This window comes from Aegicerativicinus sediminis, from assembly GCF_015476115.1.
GTDB classification, from domain to species: Bacteria; Bacteroidota; Bacteroidia; order Flavobacteriales; family Flavobacteriaceae; genus Aegicerativicinus; species Aegicerativicinus sediminis.
In genome coordinates, this window is record NZ_CP064295.1 from 3236310 (window position 1) to 3256605 (window position 20296).

Here is a 20296-nt window from a genome sequence, read left to right on the forward strand (position 1 = left end):
ATAACCTCTTCCTCCGCAAAAAGACCCATAACATTAGTTATGGGTTTCTTATTTTATGGAGGAATTATCGATTCTACTTTTCTCGATACTCCATAAATTTTATTTGTGATTATTCTAAACCAAGTTTATAAATTGATAATTTATTCATTTCGATAGTTTAGAAAAATTACCTTTTCCAATAACCTAAATTTTATTGTGTTCAGAGTAATTCAAGAAGAAATGATTAACAAACATTTTAAACTTCCAATAGCATAAATTACGGACAACATTCCCATCTTTGCGGTCACTAATTAATCTAGTCTAAATGCATACCGCAAAAAAAGAAAGCATAAGTGTTTTCGATATGCTTAAGATAGGGATAGGCCCATCCAGTTCTCATACACTCGGACCTTGGCGTGCAGCCGAGCGCTGGATTAACCATCTTGAAGAAACAAATTTATTAGCTGACGTCAATAAGATTAAGGTCGAACTCTATGGTTCGCTGAGTCTTACAGGGAAGGGTCATGCCACAGATATTGCAGTAGTTTTAGGACTATTGGGTCATGATCCGGAAACCATGGATATTCAATCCATTGATGAAGAAATAATGAATGTTCAGAAGACTAACACTTTATTGGTTAATTTAAAAACACCAATCGATTTTAATTTTGAGAAGGATATAGTTTTCAGGCATGAATTCCTTCCTTACCACCCGAACGGAATAAAATTCAAAGCTTATTTTAAAAACGGTAAAACAAAAACATCAACTTATTATAGCATTGGTGGGGGATTCGTTGTTGTTAAGGAGCGGAAAAATGCCAAGAAGAAATTAGAGAAGTTTCTTCATTTTCCTTTTCCGATTGATAAGGGTAATGAACTTCTGGAATATTGCAGGAAAGAACACCTTCCGATTTCATCTATTGTGCTTAAAAATGAATATTCTCTTCGAACACCGGAAGAAATAGATAATAAATTGAAGGCAATTTGGGAAGTAATGCTTGAGTCTATGTACATAGGCTGCCATACTGAAGGTATTTTACCAGGTGGGCTACAGGTTAAACGTAGAGCATTTGAAATACATCAGCGTTTAATTGGAGATATTGATTATAAAGGTGTACATGATTGGATTCCGGCAATTAGAAATACAGAGGTAAAATTCCGACAAATATTGAAATGGGTTAGCTGTTTCGCCATTAGTGTTAATGAGGTGAACGCGTCATTGGGTAGGGTAGTTACAGCGCCAACGAACGGTAGTGCTGGTACAGTGCCAGCCGTTTTGATGTATTACCTAACAATTGAGAATCATAATGCTGGTTTTGAAGAAATAAAGAGATTCTTATTGGTTGCAGGCGAAATTGGAAGTTTGTTTAAAAAAGGGGCTACAATTTCTGCTGCACTTGGAGGTTGTCAGGCCGAAATAGGCGTTTCCTCGGCTATGGCAGCTGGTGCATTAGCTGAACTTTTGGGAGCTACTCCAGACCAAGTTTTAATGGCGGCCGAAATAGCAATGGAACACCATTTAGGGATGACTTGTGATCCTATTGCAGGTTTGGTCCAGATTCCGTGTATTGAAAGAAATGCAATGGGGGCTATTAAGGCCATAAATGCAGCAGAAATTGCCTTGGAAAGTGATGCCTCTAAGGCCAAAGTGACTTTAGATGGTGTAATCGATTCTATGTGGGAAACGGCTTTGGACATGAATTCAAAATACAAGGAAACTTCTGAGGGCGGATTGGCAGTTAAGGTAAGTGTTACTGAGTGCTAAAAGAATATATTATTTATTGACTATTTCCTGACCCAATTCATCTAGACTTGAAAAAAAGAATTAAAAATTTTAAATAACTTGTTAGCTAAAATTGAAAAACAACTTTAAAATGAATTATAGGCAATTAGGGGATACTGATTTACGGATTTCTGAGATTAGTTTGGGAACATGGCAAGTTGGTGGTAAATGGGGTGAACCGTTCAGTCATAAAGTTGCAGATGATATATTGAATGAGGCCATAGATAATGGAATTAATTTTATTGACACGGCTGATGTCTACAGTGATGGCGAAAGTGAAAAAGCTGTAGGTAAAATTGTTAAACAAAGAAGAGAAACAATCTATGTTGCTACAAAATGTGGTAGGCAGTTGCAACCTCATATCAATGAGAAATATACAATAGACAGTCTTAAAAAGTTTGTAGATGAAAGTCTGAAACGTCTCGGACTTGAAAAAATTGACCTAATTCAATTGCATTGTCCACCAAATGATGTGTATTACAGACCTGAAATATTTCAACTTTTTGATGATCTTAAGAAACAAGGAAAAATAGGTTATTTGGGTGTTAGTGTAGAGAAGGTGGAGCAAGCAATCAAGGCCATTGAATTTCCGAATGTAAAGTCAGTACAGATTATCTTTAACATGTTTCGCCAGAGACCCAATGAACGATTTTTCAAGATGGCAAAGGAAAAGGGAGTTGGGGTAATTGTCCGTGTACCATTAGCTAGTGGATTGTTAACCGGAAAATTTTCAAAAGAAAGCAGTTTTGGTAAAGACGATCACCGTAATTTTAATAGGGAAGGAGCTGCTTTTGATAAAGGAGAAACATTTTCTGGAATTCCTTTTGAAGTTGGATTAGAAGCCGTTGATCAACTTAAATCACTTTTTCCTAATGTGTCCTTAAGTCAACTTGCAATTAAATGGATATTACAGAATCCGAATATATCTACTGTCATTCCTGGAGCTTCTAAAGTCCAACAGGTTACGGATAACATCGAGGCTTTAAAACTAAAAGATTTAAACTCCGATGAGCTTTCGAAAATTGACCAGGTCTATGGGGATTACATCAAAAGGCATGTGCACCAATTATGGTAATAAGCTTCTAATTTGATTAGAATTCGTTCAAAATTCATTATAAATTTAAATGTTTGGTAATTTCCAGCCATTATGATATTGTGCTTTCATTAATTTGTTAGCCGCGACGTCATCAAATTTATTATTCAAGGAATCCCAATAAATTTTCTTGCCAGTTTTATAGGCAATGTTTCCCATTTGAGCATTAATTGCGGCTATGCTTCCAGTTTGAATTGCACAATTAAGAATGCTGGGGTCGTTAGCTTTTACTGCTTCTACAAAATTAGCAGCATGATGTTCCAAAGCACTACCAGACCCTTTGGTATGGGGTACTGCGGGTATTTTATCTACTCGATTGCCTTCTTTGTTTTCCGATTCTGGGATGACCCACCATCCGCCACGATTGACCACCAAAGTTGCATTGTTTCCTATAAAGGCTATACCTTCAGTAGTACCATAGTTTCCGCCATTAATTCCAGTAGCATGCTCCCACAACATATTAAATCCATCATATTCGTAAACCGTCTGTAAAGTATCGGGCGTTTCAGATGCATCATCAGGATATGCAAGTTTTCCACCAGAAGCCATGATAGATTTCGGTGCCTTAGCACCCATTGCATGTAGAGCAATGTCTATTTCGTGAACCCCCCAATCTGTCATTAATCCTCCTGCATAATCCCAGAACCATCTGAAATTAAAGTGAAATCTATTAAGATTAAAAGGTCTTTTGGGAGCAGGTCCTAACCACATGTCATAATCAACGCCTTCAGGCGGATTTTGATCTGGTAGGACCGGAACCGGGTTCATCCAACCTTGGTATGCCCAGCATTTTACAAGTCTGATATTTCCTAATTCACCAGATTTCACATATTGTATCGCCTCATGGTATTGTGAACCGGAACGTTGCCATTGACCAACTTGCACAACTTTCCCATATCGCTCTTGCGCTTTCACCATTAATTGACATTCTTCTATGGAATTAGCTATAGGTTTTTCAACATACACGTGTTTCCCTGCAGAAACAGCATCGCACATATTAAGACAATGCCAATGATCTGGTGTGCCAATAATTATAACATCAACGTCTTTATTTTCTAATAATTTGCGATAGTCTGTATATAATTTTGGTTTTTTACGTCTTTCTTTTTCTAGTTCCAAATACCTTCTATCTAACACATTCTTATCCACATCAGCTATACCGATACAATTTACCTCAGGCAATTTAAAATGTGCTTTCATATTGGCCCACCCCATACCATTGGCTCCAATCACCCCAAAATTAAGTTGGTCTGAAGGCTTTACATTTTTTTTGTATGATCCTAATTCCGAGGCTGTTAAACCATAGGGCAGGCTAAGCCCTGCTCCCGCTAGGAGACTAGTTTGAATAAATTTTCTGCGTGATGACATGAAAAGGACTATTTTAGTTAAGTTGAAAATTAAAGTTAAATAAAACGAATGGATTCGTGTTGAAGGTGTTGATGGGAATTAATTTTTAATCATAAATAATTAAAAATCAATAAAATATATTGTTGAAGAAGATGTAGGTGTAAGGCTAAACCTTCATTTTTTAAAAATATTTTGTATTTTAACAGATTTTTGTGTATTTCGTCGTATAATTGTAACTGTTAACCTATAACTAAACCTTTTTTTGAATATGAACCGCTTTCAATTCTTAAAAAAGCCTGGATTTCTTGCTATTACAATTTTTACCCTCAGTAGTAGTGCCCATAAAGCCGAATTTACAGATGAGGCGAGGAAATTTAATTCCATCAATTTAGGGGAGGTTGTTGAAGAACGGTTAGCAAAGGACGAACTTTTCAATAGGCAGAAATTAGAAATTCAAACTGCGATTGACTCTTATTTTAAGAAAGCCATTGCAAGCGGAGATATTATTGGTGCTGGGGTTAGTATCGTTAAAGGGGATTCAATAGTGTTAGATTCAGGATACGGAAAACGAAAGGTGAATGAATCAGAAACCATAAATGGCCAAACTGTTTTCAGATTAGGTTCGATCTCCAAAGGTTTTGCAGGTGTTTTGGCAGGAAAGTTAAAAGAGGAAGGGAAAATAGATTGGAATGATAAAGTAGTGGAATACATCCCCGAATTTAATTTTTCAAATAGAGAATTCTCAGAAAAAATTACTCTTTCACATATTTTATCACACACCTCTGGTGCGCCATATCATAGTTATACTGATCTTGTTGAAAGTGGCCTTTCTCTCGAAAATATAGCTCCTAGGTTTCAAACGGTTAAACCTATTAGTGAACCGGGTAAAATGTATAGTTATCAAAATGCCTTATTTGCATTGAGTGGTACGGTCATGGAATGTGCTACTGGCGAAACAATTAATGAAGAGCTCGATAATTACTTTTTTAAGCCACTGGGAATGTTAACGGCTTCTACGGATTATACATCATTGAAGGAAAATGATAATGTCGCATATCCTCATAGACTTTACGGGAAAGGTTGGAGATCTGTAAAACTTACAGACAAGTATTTTAATGCTGTTGCTGCAGGTGGAGTTAATGCTAGCGCTTTAGACATGGCCAAATGGATGAGATTCCTTTTAGGGCATAATACCAATTTAATGTCAAAACAGGCTCTTTCTGAGGTTTTTCAACCTTTTATTCAAGTTAAAGGTAGAAGCAAGTACTATCAGCGTTGGCCAGGACATGTGTCTTCTTATTATGCCTTTGGCTGGAGGATACACAAATTTAAAGATGAAAATTCTGAGGCAGAAAAAACAATTATACATCACGGAGGCAGCGTAAATCACTATCGCAACGAGATTGCAATATATCCAGAAGATGATTTAGGCATATGTGTTCTATTTAATTCTACACCTAAGATTGTGTCTCACGTTATTCCTGATTTATATGAAATTGTAACTAAAATCTTGTCTGAAAAGACGGAAGGTAATAGTTAATTTCTCGATAAATTTGTATTCTCCATTTACCTGAGAAAACTTCTTTGGTGCGTAACCAAACCGTAATTCAATTATCTTTATCTGCAGAATTTTTTATTATGATCAGATTCTTTTTGGCAATAAGTGTTCTGTTGATCAATTTCCCGCTGGCAGCTCAAAACGAGGCGGAAGTTCCAGTAACTATTGATACGTTAAAAATAGGTATCTATGATTCTCCGCCTTTTGTGCATTTTAATGAGAATGGAGGGTTAGAAGGGGTAAGTGTATGGCTATGGGAACGACTTAATGGAGAAATAGACCAACCTTTTAAATTATTAAAGTATGAAGGTGACCACCCATTATATGATATTTTAAACGATTTAGAAAAGGGCGCTATTGATTTTACCATAAATCCTCTAACAATTACAAGTGAACGACATAAATACCTTGATTATACTGTTCCGTTTTATGTAGGCGATTTAACTTTAGCGAAACAGACTGAAACCTCTTATGAATCTGTAGTAGAATTTTTGCATATTTTTTTCAATAAGAATATTCTGTTTCTAACCTTGATAATGGTAGCCTCGGTATTTGCGTTTGGTTTAGTTATTTGGTTGGTAGAAAAGAAAAACTTGCATTTTGAAAGAGGATGGAGAGGGCTTCTATCAAGTTTTTGGTGGTCGGCAGTTACAATGACTACCGTTGGATATGGTGATAAAGTGCCAATTTCAAGTTTAGGTAGACTAATTGCATTTATATGGATGTTATTTTCCTTGGTAATTATTGGTTTATATACGGCTACAATTACTTCAAACCTTACGGTGAAAAAATTAACGAATGATAATCTTCAAATAGAAAATTTTCGTCAATTAGAAGTTGGTACCGTGGAAGCCTCGGCAACCTCTACCTATCTAAATCGAAATTTCTTTAATAAATTAACTACTTACCCCGATTTAAAAATAGGATTAGAGGCCTTAAATAAAGGGGAAATTGATTATTTCGCCTACGACGAACCCTGGCTTGCCCATCAACTTTATACTAATCCCAAGTACGCTGATCTAGAAATTATGCCAATCAGATTTAATCTCCAGTTGTATTCTATGGGAATGAGGAAGGGGTTAAAACCTGAATTAAAGGAAAATTTGTCAGAAAGACTATTGTTCTTAATGGAAGGTCGAGAATGGCAAATGCTGCTTGAAAATTACAATTTGAAGGAGTATTAAATTTTATTCAATTTTAATGCCTTGGGTTGTAAATGAAAGCCCTTGTTGACCTGAAGTGGAAATCATGACACCTTCAAAATAGGGGTCGTTAGAATCTTTATCCTTTTTCCAGTCGAAAATAAAATTGGCACCTGTTCCACCTTCAGCATCAATTTCATCGATAACAATTTCAACGGCTTCCATCGGGGCGATGTAAATGGGTTTTTGGAAGTAAGTACGAATGGGCGTACCGTCGGTATGAAAATATTCAGCCTTGGTAATAAAAATACTATCACTTTTATTGATGTTTCTCATGCTTACGGTAGCTGTGAGATTATGGGTCTGATGCTCAGTTAAACTATAAATTTGAGAATAAATGGACAGATAAGTGCTCCCTTGTTCTAAAGAATCACTCAGGGAATATGGCACTGTTCGTTTCTCCCAGTTTATCGGATTGATGGAGCTGTATTCCTTTTCTTTTTCACAAGAGATTAAAGAAATAAACAAATAAATGAATAAGATGTGGCGCATTCCAAAAACAAGATTTATCAATGATTCAATGTATAATATTTATTTGAAATTTCTATCCTAATAAACAAAAAAGGGAGGTGACTCCGATACCGTTATCAAAAAATAAAAAGTTATATTATCAATCTTACTTCCCCTAATTCCTGAATTTGGTAGGGGAATTTTTCGCTGGGTGATCCTATGAACATAAAATTGGTTGGGATATTCCATCGTTTTGACAGTTCTTCAATTTTTTCTGGTCCAAATAAGCCTGGCTCTTCTATAAATTCAACCCTAATATCTGGATAAGCACGACTAAGAACCTCAATGTCTGAGATGAGTCGTGGGGGTACCCTAATATCACCTGAAACCACTGATACTATCTTGAGCTTTTTAGTAGGTTCATTTTCTGATATATATTTTAAAGCTTTATTAATGGTTACTGCATTATCATGGTTGGTAAAGAAAACAAACTCTTGTCTGTTTATTTTATTTAAAATCCCTTGAGTGTAATGGTAAAGTTTTTTAAAAACTAAACCATGACTGGGGAAAATAAAATGTAAACTCCGTATGATTCCTCTAAGTATATAATCGCCATAAAGCATAGTATAAACAATAGCTAGAGTTGGGATTAAATACTCTATGAATATGGCTAAATAATCGGGATTTAATACAATATTTCCCACTATCGCAGCCACTACAGCTAGAATGGCAATTATTAAGCCTGCCCAAGATGATCTTTCAGGTCTTGGCAGGCTTTTTCTGTTTACTTTTAAAAGAATATTGCCAATACCGAATAAAGCCATCACGGATAAGAATGCGATTGTATAGACTCCTGCAAGTTTGTTTAACTCACCTTCAGTGACTAATAAAATAGATGTGCATAAAACAAAAAAGAGAACAAAAATTAAGTAGGAGCTACCCCGGTTATTTTTCTTAATTAAGAATTTCGGTAAAATTCGATCTAAAGCCATGCGTTCCATCAATCCGCCGACCCCTACAAATGAGGTTAAAACGGCTCCGCTTAAAACCAGCGTTGCATCAACACTGACTAGCAAAGGCAGCCAACTTCCACTTACCTGTCCTCCTAGAAACGATAAAAGGGCATCCTGATTTCCTTCGACCGCTGACATAGGGAAAATCGCTAAGGCTAAAAAAGCCAATAGAGGGTTGAAAATGGTAACAACAATCCACATATTCTGTAAAGTTTTTGGAAATACGCCTTTAGCCTGTTCTTCAACATAGTTTGCAGAACTTTCAAAACCGCTAATTCCCAGCATAGCAGCCGAAAATCCAAAGAATAGGGCCGTAGTTATTCCTCCCTCGACTGGGGTATTAAAATTGGAGATTAGGGTTTTAAAGCCATGACCAAATAAATAAAACACACAAAAGGAACATAATAAGGTTAAGGATATTAAATGAAATATAAAAATTGCTATAGCCACTTTAGAGGACTCTGTGATGCCTAAAATCACTAATCCCATAAAAAGCATCAATAAGGCAATTGTTACTGGAATTATTGGAATTCCAGGCCAAACACTGTGGGCATATTTTATGGCCTCACTGGCTGAAATAACAGCCGTAGCCATATATGATAATACAGTTAAAGTGGCCGCTAATGAGGCAGTTGACTTTTTAGTTGTATTTAAAAGGGCATTATAGGCCCCGCCATTCAATGGGAGGGCCCCAACCACCTCACCATAAATCTTTCGAAAAAGGAACAATACGCCAGCTACCATGAGAAGGGAAATCCAAGCATATTGACCGGCATACACAATTGATAGCGCCGAAACATAAAGGCAGGAAGAACTTATGTCATTTCCACAAATTGCAGTTGCTTGAAGCTCATTTAGCTTCTTTTTAATTTGTTTCATGAAATAGATTGTCTATTAAAATTAGCTAAATACTAATTAAAACCAACAAAATTAAGGGGAGTATTCAATTATTGATAAAAGTAAAATAGAGTATTGAAAAATTTAAAACTTAAACTATAAAGTTATATAATATAATTTAAAGTATTATAAATTAGTAATTTACGTATTCTATTATTTCTAATCCATACCCAATTATTCCTACTCTTTTTGTTCTTTCACTATTAGAAATTACTCGAAGTTTATGGATGTTAAGATCATGTAGAATTTGTGCTCCAATCCCGAAATCTTTAGAATCCATGTGTATACTTGGAGCCTTGATAATTTCAGTTCCATTTTGAGCTTTTTTTAGTTCGCTAAGCCTATGTAGAAAATTTGTAGAAGGGGTGTGTTGGTTGATAAATAATATGGCCCCTTTGCCAGCATCATTTATTACGCGAAACATACTGTCTAATTGTTGATCGGCATTATTAGTTAACGTTCCTAATAAATCATTATTTACCAAAGTTGAATTTACCCTTGTTAAAACTGGTTCATTCGATTTCCAGGTGCCCTTTGTTAGAGCAATATGAACCTGCTCATTGGTGGTTTGCTGATAGGCTCTAAGTCTGAATTTTCCAAAACGTGTGGCAATTTCAAAATCCTCTTTCTTTTCAATCAGTGAATCATGTTGCATTCTATATGCGACCAGATCTTCAATTGAAACAATCTTTAAATCAAAATTCTTGGCTACCTCCATTAAATGTGGAAGTCTCGCCATAGAACCATCATTATTCATTATCTCAACAATTACACCAGCTGGCTTTAATCCAGCAAGTCGGGCAAAATCAATTGCAGCTTCGGTATGACCTGTTCTTCGTAAAACTCCTCCTTCCTTTGCAACTAAAGGAAATATATGGCCAGGCCTAGAAAGGTCAAAACTCCGGGTATTTTCATCGATTAATGCCCGAACCGTTTTGGCTCTATCTGAGGCTGAAATACCTGTAGTAACACCATTGCCTCTTAAATCGACAGAAACAGTAAATGCAGTTTCCATGGCATCGGTATTGTTATTAACCATCATTGCCAAGTCTAATGATTTACAGCGGGTTTCAGTTAATGGTGCGCAAATAAGACCTCTTCCATGGGTTGCCATAAAATTGATCATTTCTGGAGTTGCCATTTCAGCTGCAGCCACAAAATCGCCTTCATTTTCCCTGTCAGCATCATCTACAACAATTATAACTTTGCCTTTTCGAATATCTTCAATGGCCTCTTCAATGCTATTCAGTGCTATTTCAGAAGTTTTCTTAACAGTCATCAACATGAATCAAAATTTACGCAAAGATAGGTTTATTTTATATTTTCAATAACCGCACTTCCTAAGTCTTCTCGGATTTTATTTTTAAGGAAAAAGTGGCTCACCATGTAAAATGGGAATCCTAAAATCATCAATATTGGATTTAATCTTTTTGTTGGGACGTCTAGATCCTTTTTAAAGGTTGAGACTTTAGTGTAAGTGGAAATAAAAGAAATCAAAAACAGGACAAATCCAATTATGGAAGCAATTAATACAAATTGTGACCATTCAGGAAAATTGTTGTTTTTAAATACAAAGTGTAATATTAAAAAAGAGGCGGATAAGATGTAGATAAAGAAAGTTACCTTAGACCACTTAATGGCGTTCTTAGCATCTTTAGAAGATTCTATAAACTTTTTATCAATCACTAAACCGCGTTCTTCTAAGACCTCATTTCTAATGCCGTTTGCAAGTAGTTGGTTATATGCAAGGACCTTTGATTGCTTATTAAATTGAAGTTGGTCATAATTCTTAATAACACCAATAAGTTTGTCGTTGGAATAATGAGTAATAAAGCTATAATCGCGGAAACCGCCATCTTCATTTTTCAACTTGTATTTTGACTTTAGCCCTAAGAATTTTCTTAGAGGATCGAGATATGTTGAAACATCAAATAGACCTCTATCTTTTGTCGCTCTGCTGGTTAGATAGATACTTAAAGGCAACATGATTAACGTTGATAGCCATGTTCCAATAATCGGACTGAATGAGCCATCCTGAGATCCATTTTTAGAGAATATCCCAATAAAGTGATAGGTGAGAAACAATAATATTGCAATTACCATGGGAAGCCCAATTCCTCCCTTCCTAATCAAAGCTCCTAACGGAGCACCAACGAAGAATAAAATTATGCAAGCTAAACCCAAAGCATATTTTTCATGGAGGGAAATGATATGCCTATTTAGCCATTTGGTTTCTTGAGAATACCCTTGAGTCTTAGTCAAGATTATTTGTTTTGAAGAATTAATTGAGTTCTTCGCCAAACTTAGAATCTGGGATTTGGTTCTTGTATCAAAAAGTTCGAGAACACCATTGCTCAAATCTGCATTTTCTTTGACATCAAAATTTATATTCAAATTGTTTATGGCGGACCTAGAATATAACGTGTTGGTAAGTTCTTCAAAATTTCGTTCTCTCTGATTTTCAAGACTGTCGATTGTGTAATTCAAAGCGCTAATATCGAGCATATTATAACGGTTATCGTAGCTTTTATCCTCCATGTCAACATCATTTAACCCTTCAAGATCTACATTGATGATATATTCGTCAAAAGCGCTCTTTACGAACGGTTTTTTTATAGCTTGCTTTCTGTCGTTAGATTGAACCTCTTCATAATAGTGACCATCAAACAATACTAACTGTAGGACGTTCGATTCTAAACTGCTCTTCAATTCACCGGTTTCGGCTTTCATAACCCTGAAGTTTCCGGCTTTTGTTTGATATTTTTTATGAATTATAACATCTCGTAGTAGCTGGTCGTTATCGCCGTATTTTTCTTCAACCTTAATATTGATATCTCCAATTTGATTGAATTGACCGGCTGTAATGGCCAAAGCCGGTTGCCTTTGGGCAATATTTTTCCTGAGATTATAAAAATTAAAATTTGCTGCCGGAATGACATTATTCGCAAAAAAGAACACTACCACTGCCAACAAAAGAATAAAGACACTCAAGGCCCTCATGGCTCGTTGCAATGAAATACCGGTTGATTTCATTGCGGCAAACTCATAGTTTTCCGCTAAACTTCCAAAAACCATTATAGATGAAAGCAGTATTGTTAGCGGTAATATCAATGGTATTAGGGTAGGGGTTGCATATAAAAGAAACTTATAAACAACCAAAAAAGATAAGTCTCTACCTGCCAACTCACCAATATACAACCATATAGATTGTAAAATAAAAATGAGCATGAGTATAACAAACACGCTCATAAAAGTTTTTAAGTAGGTCGTAAGTATGTACCTATCTAATATCTTCATTTAGGCAAAAAACCTTAATCGAGATTATTTATATAATAACCTTTGTATTTATTCTTATCAAAAGTAAATAAGGTTTGAGAAATTGGTTCATTTGTTTTGAAAGAATTAACCGTTAATGTAGTCCTCGTACCATTTTTTCCAACTTCTATTAAGTTGTAAATATGTTTTGTTGTTGCATCAATTCCTAATAAAACATTCTTTATTTCAGAATTGGCATCAATAGGGGTGAGTTTAACATATTGTATTTTTCTTCCTTGTACATCTTGTAATATATCCATTGAGTAGGTATAACCTTCCTTGTAAAAAGACAGCATTTTACTTGGAGTTATTGTGTTTTCATCTTCGGTATTATCTGAAGAAATTGTAACTTCTTCATCCTCAGGATTAATGGTATATAGGGTTTTACCATCATAAATTCTGGTAACACCTAAAATGTTCAAAAGATATTGATCACCTTTCATTACAACATCCCCACGAGTTTCTTGATTTATATTTTCGCTTAAATTCTGCAATACATATTTAAAGTCGATAGATATATTATCGTAAGATTTAACTTTATTGTGTACTTCATTCAACAATGTTTCTGCTTGTTTGGAAGATTGGGAAAATCCCATAAATCCAACAAATAAAATTATGAGGGTAATTAATCGTTTCATTTTATTTCGAGTTATTTTATTAGTATAAATTTTCATCCCTAAGATGTTGTTCTAGGGCGGTTAAATCAGGAATCAAAACCTGTCGTGCTTTACTTCCTTCAAAACCTCCAACGATTCCAGCAGCTTCCAGCTGATCAATTAACCTTCCAGCCCTGTTATAACCAAGCTTCAATTTTCTTTGAAGTAAAGATGCTGAACCTTGTTGTGCAGTTACTATAACTTCTGCAGCCTCCTTGAACAATTTATCTCGGTCCTCTAGATCTATATCAATACCTGTGCCACTTTCCTCCCCAACATATTCAGGAAGGTGATAAGCATCTGGATATGCTTTTTGAGAACCAATAAATTCAGTTATGCGTTCAACCTCAGGGGTGTCAACAAATGCGCATTGAATTCTAGTAACATCATTACCTTGGGTATAAAGCATATCTCCACGTCCAATTAATTGATCTGCTCCAGAATTATCCAAAATAGTTCTGGAGTCTATTTTTGAGGTCACCCTAAACGCAATACGCGCTGGGAAATTCGCTTTAATTATACCGGTAATAACGTTTACTGAAGGACGTTGAGTTGCAATAATCAAGTGAATACCAATGGCCCTAGCCAATTGAGCCAAACGGGCTATAGGAGTTTCTATTTCCTTTCCGGCAGTCATAATCAAATCCGCAAATTCGTCAACTACCAAAACAATATATGGTAAGTATTGATGACCTTCATTAGGATTTAATTTCCGAGATTTAAATTTTTCGTTGTATTCTTTGATGTTACGACACATTGCATTTTTAAGCATGTCGTAACGGTTGTCCATTTCAATACATAAAGAATTCAAGGTATTAATAACCTTTGTAGTATCTGTGATAATAGCATCTTCGCTATCTGGGAGTTTAGCTAAATAATGCCGCTCAATTTTATTAAATAAAGTTAGCTCCACCTTTTTAGGATCAACCAAAACAAATTTTACTTCAGCAGGATGCTTTTTATATAATAAAGAAGTTAAAACAGCATTAAGACCAACCGATTTTCCTTGTCCGGTTGCACCAGCCATTAATAAGTGCGGCATCTTGGCCAAATCAACTACCATTGTCTCATTGCTAATGGTTTTACCAAAAGCAATTGGTAATTCCATTTCAGATTTTTGAAATTTTTGAGATGCTATTACAGATCTCATTGAAACAATGGTGGCATTTTTATTTGGAACTTCTATACCGATTGTTCCTTTACCAGGGATAGGAGCTATAATTCTTATGCCTAGTGCTGCCAAGGAAAGGGCTATGTCATCTTCTAGGTTTTTAATTTTGGAAATTCGGATCCCTGCATCAGGAACAATTTCATACAAGGTAACTGTTGGCCCAATCGTAGCTTTAATACTTGAAATCCCTATTTTATAATTATTGAGGGTTTCAACAATCCTATTTTTGTTTTCCTCTAGTTCCTCTTGATTTATTGTAATTCCCTCACCTTCGTATTTTTTAAGTAAGTCTAATGGAGGGAATTGATAATTACTTAATTCTAGTGTGGGGTCAAAAAGCCCAAAATCTTTAACTAATTTATTAGATAGATTGTCTGTTTCAGAAAGTTCCTCTCGCGACTCCTCAATTGCCATCTCTAGCTCGGGTTCTATTACATCTTCTTGATTTACTTCAATTTCAAAATCCTCATTCGCGGTACTTTTCGATTCTGTCGGTTCCTGTTTGGTTTTATCAACATTCAGATCAAATGCCGATTTAATTTCTTCGGCCTCTGCACTTAAATCATTATCAACCAAATAGACATCCGAATTGTCAGAATATGCAGGTTTTTGGTTTTCATTTTTGAACTTTTCTTTACTTATTTTCCAAATATTGGAAAAATTTTGAGCGGATACTTTAAATCTCAACGCCAAGTAAACAATTAACCCGAACAGGAGCAGTAGAGCAACACCGATTTTGCCAATATAATCTTGTAAAAATGTGTTCATTTCAAATCCGATGGCACCACCCAACATTCCATAAGAATGCCCAAAAAAGCCAAAGAATATAGAGAGCCAAACAACGATTAGACTTCCCCAGATCCAATGCTTAGCCAATTTAACTTTGTTAATATCTAAGGTTATATAAACCCCGCTTAAGAATATGAGTCCAGCAAAAATAAAAGAGGCCACACCAAATCCTTGATTTATGAACAGGTCACTTACCCATGCTCCAACCTTGCTTAACCAGTTTTCCGCTTCAACATCCCTATTGGTGAAAGCTTCTATAGCACTTTGGTCAATGTTTCCAGTAAATAAATGGGATAGGAATGCTATAAACAGCAATAATCCAAGTATAATCAGTAAACTTCCATATATAAGTTTTTGTTGGTTGGAAAGTTTAACAGTAGTAGTCTTGGAGGCTGAGGATTGTTTTGTTGATTTCTTGCCCTTTTTCTTCGCCATCAACGCTGAGTTAGATTAAAACAAAAATACAAATATCTAACGTTTATCATAATGGAAATTGTATTTCAAAAAAAGCTAAGGATTTATTTAGTTTTAAAAAATCTTAGGAAAGTAAATTATCGAACCAATAACAATGGCAGTAATTGCAGCAAAAAAAACCGCACCAGCAGAGACATCTTTAATTCTACCGATTAATTTATGATAATCTGGATGAACAAAATCAGAAATCTTTTCTACAGCTGTATTTAAACCTTCAATACTCATTATTAAACCAATACATAGTATTTGGGCGATCCATTCCATTGTTGAAATCTGGAAATAAAATCCGGCAATAGTCATTAAAATGGCAATGACAAACTGAATCTGAACACTAGACTCTGTCCAAATTAAAATCACCGCACCTTTAAAAGCATATTTTACACTTTTTAACCTATTAATAAGCAGTGGTTCCTTTGACTTATTCATTAATTTGTTTTAAAGCTTTAAAAGCCGAGTCATAATCTGGTTCATCGGAGTTTTCGTAAACCTGTTCAGCGTATTGTATGGTTCCGTCTTTCCCTAATACTATCAAGCATCTAGATAAAAGGTTTTTAAGTGGTCCATCTACAAATTCAATCTGATAATTTTTTCCAAAACTACTATACCTATAGTCAGATAAGGTTTCAATGTAGTTCAATTCTTTACCAGTCATAAATTTTCGCATCGCAAAAGGAAGATCTTTAGAAATACAAAGAATCTTTACGTTTCCAATAGTTTTGGCATACTCATTTAATTCCAAAATAGATTTTGAACAAGTCGAGGTATCGACACTATGCAAAACGTTTAAAATAACGTTTTGACCTAAATAACTTTTTAAGGTACGTTCAGTGAGGTCGTTAGCTACTAATTGGAAGTTTGGGGCTTTGGTACCAACTTCTGGCAATTCGCCGAAAGTGTGAACAGGAATACTTTTTAATACTACAGTCGCCATTAAACTATAAAAATGAGGCTTATTTATTATGTAAAGATATTAGTTAGGAAGAGAAATTATAACAGAATAAATAGAATTATTGGTTGTATTACTCAAAAGGTGATTTAGGATGAGTTAAGCATTATAATATTTGCTATTCCAAATCTCTGAATTAAAATTCTTTCCACGACTAATGCCAAAGAATATTATAACAAAGCCAACTGCTTTAAACATAAAAAGATAGAGAAAGAAAAATTCGGTTAATTCTTTGCCTTCATCATATACAGAGAAGGGTACCATAAGGCATAACAGTAAACTTGATAATAGTGCAAATATTAAAGTGTTATTTATATTTTTAAAAGGAAGACAAACCCATTTTCTTAAAGGATGTAAATCCTTACCCCATTTGTATATGAGGTAATAATAATCATTGGTTATAGGTGCAAAAAGAAGTGGGTCATCTGCATTTTCCAGTTTTAGCGATTTAGATGGCGCCATTATTTTGAAACCGTCCAATTCTGTATTATGGAGATTTTCGAGATGGCGGATTTCATTTAAGGCTTCAGTTGGAATCTTTCCTTTAAAAAAATTGCTATCTAAAAAACGAAGTCTATAATCTATACAAACCGTTCTAATTGCACTAATATGGAATATTCGGTCAGATTCCAAAAGATCAAAATCAAAGTCGTTAGAATGATTGTTGTCTACATTCTCTAACTTTGAATTGATTCGAGAATTTTCTTTTTCTATGCCATTTGTGATTTCTTCGAAAATTTCTTGTATTCCCTTATTTTTTCTAGAATATTGAACTTTTCGAAGACGATTTTCGAGATTTAGTGGTTTCAATTTTGAAGCAGTTTTGCCTAAAAATATAACTTAAATCATAAAAATCAAATAGATAGAAAAACGTTTATCTCAAAATTGCTCCAGTTTTACTTTCAAAACTCTTCTGCAATTTGGACATGATCTTGTCGATCTGATCATCCGTAAGGGTTTTCTGTTCGTCTTGCAAAATGAAACTCACGGCATAACTTTTTTTGCCAGAAGGCAGGTTTTTTCCTTGGTACACATCAAAAAGATCAACTTCTTTGAGCAATTTTCTTTCAGTACTATAGGCAATGTCCTTTATTAAATCAAAACTTACAGTATCATCTACTAATAAAGCAAAATCTCTTCTAACCTTAGGATATTTGGAAATAGGTTTGAATACCAATTTTTTGTTTTGGATTGCCTTCAAAATCGTATCCCATTTAAAATCGGCATAAAACACATCCTGGTTTATTCCAAAATAACTTAAAATGGATTTTGAAACTATTCCATATTCAACAAGGACATTGTTTCCGCTTGAAATATTTAATCCTTCAGAAAAGTCGGTATTTTCGACTGAAAAACTGTGTAAATCGGTAATTCCCAAACGTGCTAGTAAACTATCTACAACCCCTTTTAAATAAAAGAAACCAGATTTTTCCTTAGAAGCATTCCAGCGTTCTGCTTCCTTGTTTCCACAAATAAATAGAGACATTCTTTTGTGTTCCACATTAGAACCATCAATTTGGAAATAGGTTTTACCAAATTCAAATAGTTTCAATCGATCATTTTTATGATTGAGATTATAATTAATCACTTCTAATCCGGAATAAAGCAGCGATTGTCTCATAACGGACAAATCGTTACTCAGTGGGTTGATTATTTTAACTTGTAAATCTTCAGAAGTGTAATTGCCTAATTTAAAATAATCTGGAGTGGTAAGTGAATTATTTAATATTTCATAAAAACCAATAGACGTTAATTGATTGCCTACAATGTTTTGTAATTGAAAGTCTTCAATCCCAGTGGAATGTGAGATGGAAGCATTTAATTTTTCCGTAGTATTGATATTGTCATATCCGTAGACCCTTAATATCTCTTCAATTATATCCGCTTCTCTCGTAACATCATTTCGATATGCAGGAACGGTAAGGCCTAAGCCAGTCTCAGTAACACTATTTATATTTATGTCTAAAGACCGTAAAATGCGTTTTATGACTTCAGTTGGAATAACCTCGCCGATTAGTTTATTGGCATTTTCAAAATTTAAACGAACCATTTGGTCCTCAATTTTCTTTGGATAAAATTCCTCAATATCGCTAGTAATTTTACCGCCCGCAACCTCTTGAATCAAAAGCGCGGCACGTTTAAGGGCATATTCTGTTATGTTTGGGTCTATACCTCTCTCAAACCTGAATGATGCATCTGTATTAAGTGCGTGCCTTTTTGCTGTCTTTCTAATGCTGACAGGATCGAAATAAGCGCTTTCAAGAAAAATACTTGTTGTTTCTTCTGTAACACCACTATTAATTCCGCCAAAAACTCCTGCTATGCACATAGGTTTTTCAGCGTCACATATCATTAAATCTTCTTCATGAAGTTCTCTTTCTATCCCATCTAAAGTGATGAACTTTGTTCCTGAAGGCATTGTTTGCACTATAACCTTTCCTCCGTTAATTTTTCTAGCATCGAAAGCATGTAATGGTTGACCTAACTCATGAAGAACATAATTAGTGACATCCACGACATTGTTCTTTGGCATTAAACCAATGGCCTTCAATTTATTTTGTAACCAAATAGGTGACTGTTTTACTTTAAGATCTGAAATTGTAACGCCACAATATCTAGGTGCTTTAGTCTTGTCTTTTACATCAACACCAATTTTTAAAGTGCGATTATCCACATGGAATGAACTTACCGAAGGAGTTATCAACTCTACGTTCAATTCTTTTTGAATTAGCCCGGCTCTTAAATCACGTGCTACTCCAAAATGACTCATGGCATCTGCACGGTTTGGAGTTAATCCTATTTCGAAGATGTTATCTGATTCTACTTCAAATATTTTAGATACTGGCATGCCAGGTTTTAATTTGTCTTCCAAAACCATTATGCCATCGTGCGAGTCTCCTAAGCCTAGTTCGTCTTCCGCACAAATCATTCCATGACTCTCTTCACCTCTAATTTTACCTTTTTTAATGGTCCAGCTTTCTCCTTCTTTGGTGTAAAGATCTGTTCCTATAGTAGCAACAGGCACTTTTTGTCCCTTCGCTACATTTGGCGCACCACAAACAATTTGCACAACATCATCATCAGAAATCTTAACAGTGGTTAGTTTTAACCTGTCCGCGTTGGGATGCTTTTCACAAGTTATAACCTCACCAACCACTACACCTTTTAGCCCGCCTTTTACAGATTCAAACTCTTCAACCCCTTCAACCTCTAGACCTAAGTTGGTTAGCATTTCGGCAGTTTCAGTTGGAGTAAGATTGATTTTAATGAATTGTTTCAGCCAATTATAGGAGATCTTCATATGCCTTCTTTATAGGTCGGCAAAGATAAAATAATGATCCAAGCATTCAAAAGCCCTCGTATATTTTAATACAAGCATTTATAAACAAAAACTTATTATGAAAACTATTAAATTAATTATACCATCAATTGCCCTTCTAATAACTATGTCTTGTGTGGATAAATCCAAGGAAGAGGCTAGGATTCAGGAGGAATTACAAACAGTTGAAACAATAGATAGTACAGTACAGGCAATAAATGATTCTATAAAAGTAGATGTTGCCGAATTGGAGGAAGCATTGGAGGAATTAGATAGTCTTTAAAGACCATTTTAAGGATTATTA

General features: G+C 35.0%; 16 protein-coding genes. 5 read left to right on the forward strand and 11 right to left on the reverse strand.

Going from position 1 to position 20296, the window contains the following annotated elements; all coding sequences use genetic code 11:
- Positions 1 to 304 precede the first annotated feature (304 nt).
- Positions 305 to 1744, forward strand: a complete 1440-nt coding sequence (locus tag ISU00_RS13880) for an L-serine ammonia-lyase (protein WP_228851271.1) — start codon at positions 305 to 307, stop codon at positions 1742 to 1744.
- A gap of 109 nt (positions 1745 to 1853) precedes the next feature.
- Positions 1854 to 2837, forward strand: coding sequence for an aldo/keto reductase (locus ISU00_RS13885; protein WP_228851272.1), 984 nt, complete (start codon positions 1854 to 1856; stop codon positions 2835 to 2837).
- 45 nt (positions 2838 to 2882) lie between these two features.
- On the opposite strand, the gene ISU00_RS13890 is transcribed toward ISU00_RS13885, so the two are convergent.
- Entirely contained in the window at positions 2883 to 4223 is a 1341-nt protein-coding gene (locus tag ISU00_RS13890; RefSeq protein WP_228851273.1) for a Gfo/Idh/MocA family protein, read from the reverse strand.
- Positions 4224 to 4470: 247 nt separating this feature from the next.
- On the opposite strand from ISU00_RS13890, the gene ISU00_RS13895 reads away from it, so the two are divergent.
- Together ISU00_RS13895 and ISU00_RS13900 are read left to right on the forward strand one after the other, a co-directional pair.
- A complete protein-coding gene (locus ISU00_RS13895; RefSeq protein ID WP_228851274.1) occupies positions 4471 to 5742 on the forward strand; it encodes a serine hydrolase domain-containing protein in 1272 nt (423 codons plus the stop codon).
- Between the two features lie 98 nt (positions 5743 to 5840).
- Positions 5841 to 6944, forward strand: coding sequence for an ion channel (locus tag ISU00_RS13900; RefSeq protein WP_228851275.1), 1104 nt, complete (start codon positions 5841 to 5843; stop codon positions 6942 to 6944).
- Positions 6945 to 6947: 3 nt separating this feature from the next.
- On the opposite strand, the gene ISU00_RS13905 is transcribed toward ISU00_RS13900, so the two are convergent.
- The 10 genes from ISU00_RS13905 to pheT form a co-directional block, all read right to left on the reverse strand.
- Positions 6948 to 7454: a DUF3124 domain-containing protein gene (locus tag ISU00_RS13905; RefSeq protein ID WP_228851276.1), complete on the reverse strand. Its 507-nt coding sequence runs from the start codon at positions 7452 to 7454 to the stop codon at positions 6948 to 6950.
- A 110-nt stretch (positions 7455 to 7564) separates the two neighbouring features.
- Positions 7565 to 9304, reverse strand: a complete 1740-nt coding sequence (locus tag ISU00_RS13910; protein ID WP_228851277.1) for an APC family permease — start codon at positions 9302 to 9304, stop codon at positions 7565 to 7567.
- A 151-nt stretch (positions 9305 to 9455) separates the two neighbouring features.
- The gene (gene ribB / locus ISU00_RS13915) at positions 9456 to 10601 is read right to left on the reverse strand and encodes a 3,4-dihydroxy-2-butanone-4-phosphate synthase (RefSeq protein WP_228851278.1); all 1146 of its coding nucleotides are present in this window, start codon (positions 10599 to 10601) and stop codon (positions 9456 to 9458) included.
- A gap of 32 nt (positions 10602 to 10633) precedes the next feature.
- Positions 10634 to 12619: an LptF/LptG family permease gene (locus ISU00_RS13920; RefSeq protein ID WP_262892112.1), complete on the reverse strand. Its 1986-nt coding sequence runs from the start codon at positions 12617 to 12619 to the stop codon at positions 10634 to 10636.
- A 14-nt stretch (positions 12620 to 12633) separates the two neighbouring features.
- Positions 12634 to 13275: a LolA family protein gene (locus ISU00_RS13925; protein WP_228851280.1), complete on the reverse strand. Its 642-nt coding sequence runs from the start codon at positions 13273 to 13275 to the stop codon at positions 12634 to 12636.
- A gap of 19 nt (positions 13276 to 13294) precedes the next feature.
- Complete coding sequence (locus ISU00_RS13930) at positions 13295 to 15688, reverse strand: DNA translocase FtsK (protein WP_228851281.1); 2394 nt, start codon at positions 15686 to 15688, stop codon at positions 13295 to 13297.
- Positions 15689 to 15781: 93 nt separating this feature from the next.
- Positions 15782 to 16153: a diacylglycerol kinase gene (locus tag ISU00_RS13935; RefSeq protein WP_228851282.1), complete on the reverse strand. Its 372-nt coding sequence runs from the start codon at positions 16151 to 16153 to the stop codon at positions 15782 to 15784.
- Entirely contained in the window at positions 16146 to 16658 is a 513-nt protein-coding gene (gene tpx / locus ISU00_RS13940) for a thiol peroxidase (RefSeq protein WP_228851283.1), read from the reverse strand. Before tpx ends, ISU00_RS13935 begins: the two co-directional genes overlap by 8 nt.
- A gap of 114 nt (positions 16659 to 16772) precedes the next feature.
- Complete coding sequence (locus tag ISU00_RS13945; RefSeq protein ID WP_228851284.1) at positions 16773 to 17483, reverse strand: hypothetical protein; 711 nt, start codon at positions 17481 to 17483, stop codon at positions 16773 to 16775.
- A gap of 64 nt (positions 17484 to 17547) precedes the next feature.
- Positions 17548 to 19974: a phenylalanine--tRNA ligase subunit beta gene (gene pheT / locus ISU00_RS13950; protein WP_228851285.1), complete on the reverse strand. Its 2427-nt coding sequence runs from the start codon at positions 19972 to 19974 to the stop codon at positions 17548 to 17550.
- Positions 19975 to 20071: 97 nt separating this feature from the next.
- On the opposite strand from pheT, the gene ISU00_RS13955 reads away from it, so the two are divergent.
- A complete protein-coding gene (locus ISU00_RS13955; protein WP_228851286.1) occupies positions 20072 to 20275 on the forward strand; it encodes a hypothetical protein in 204 nt (67 codons plus the stop codon).
- Positions 20276 to 20296 lie beyond the last annotated feature (21 nt).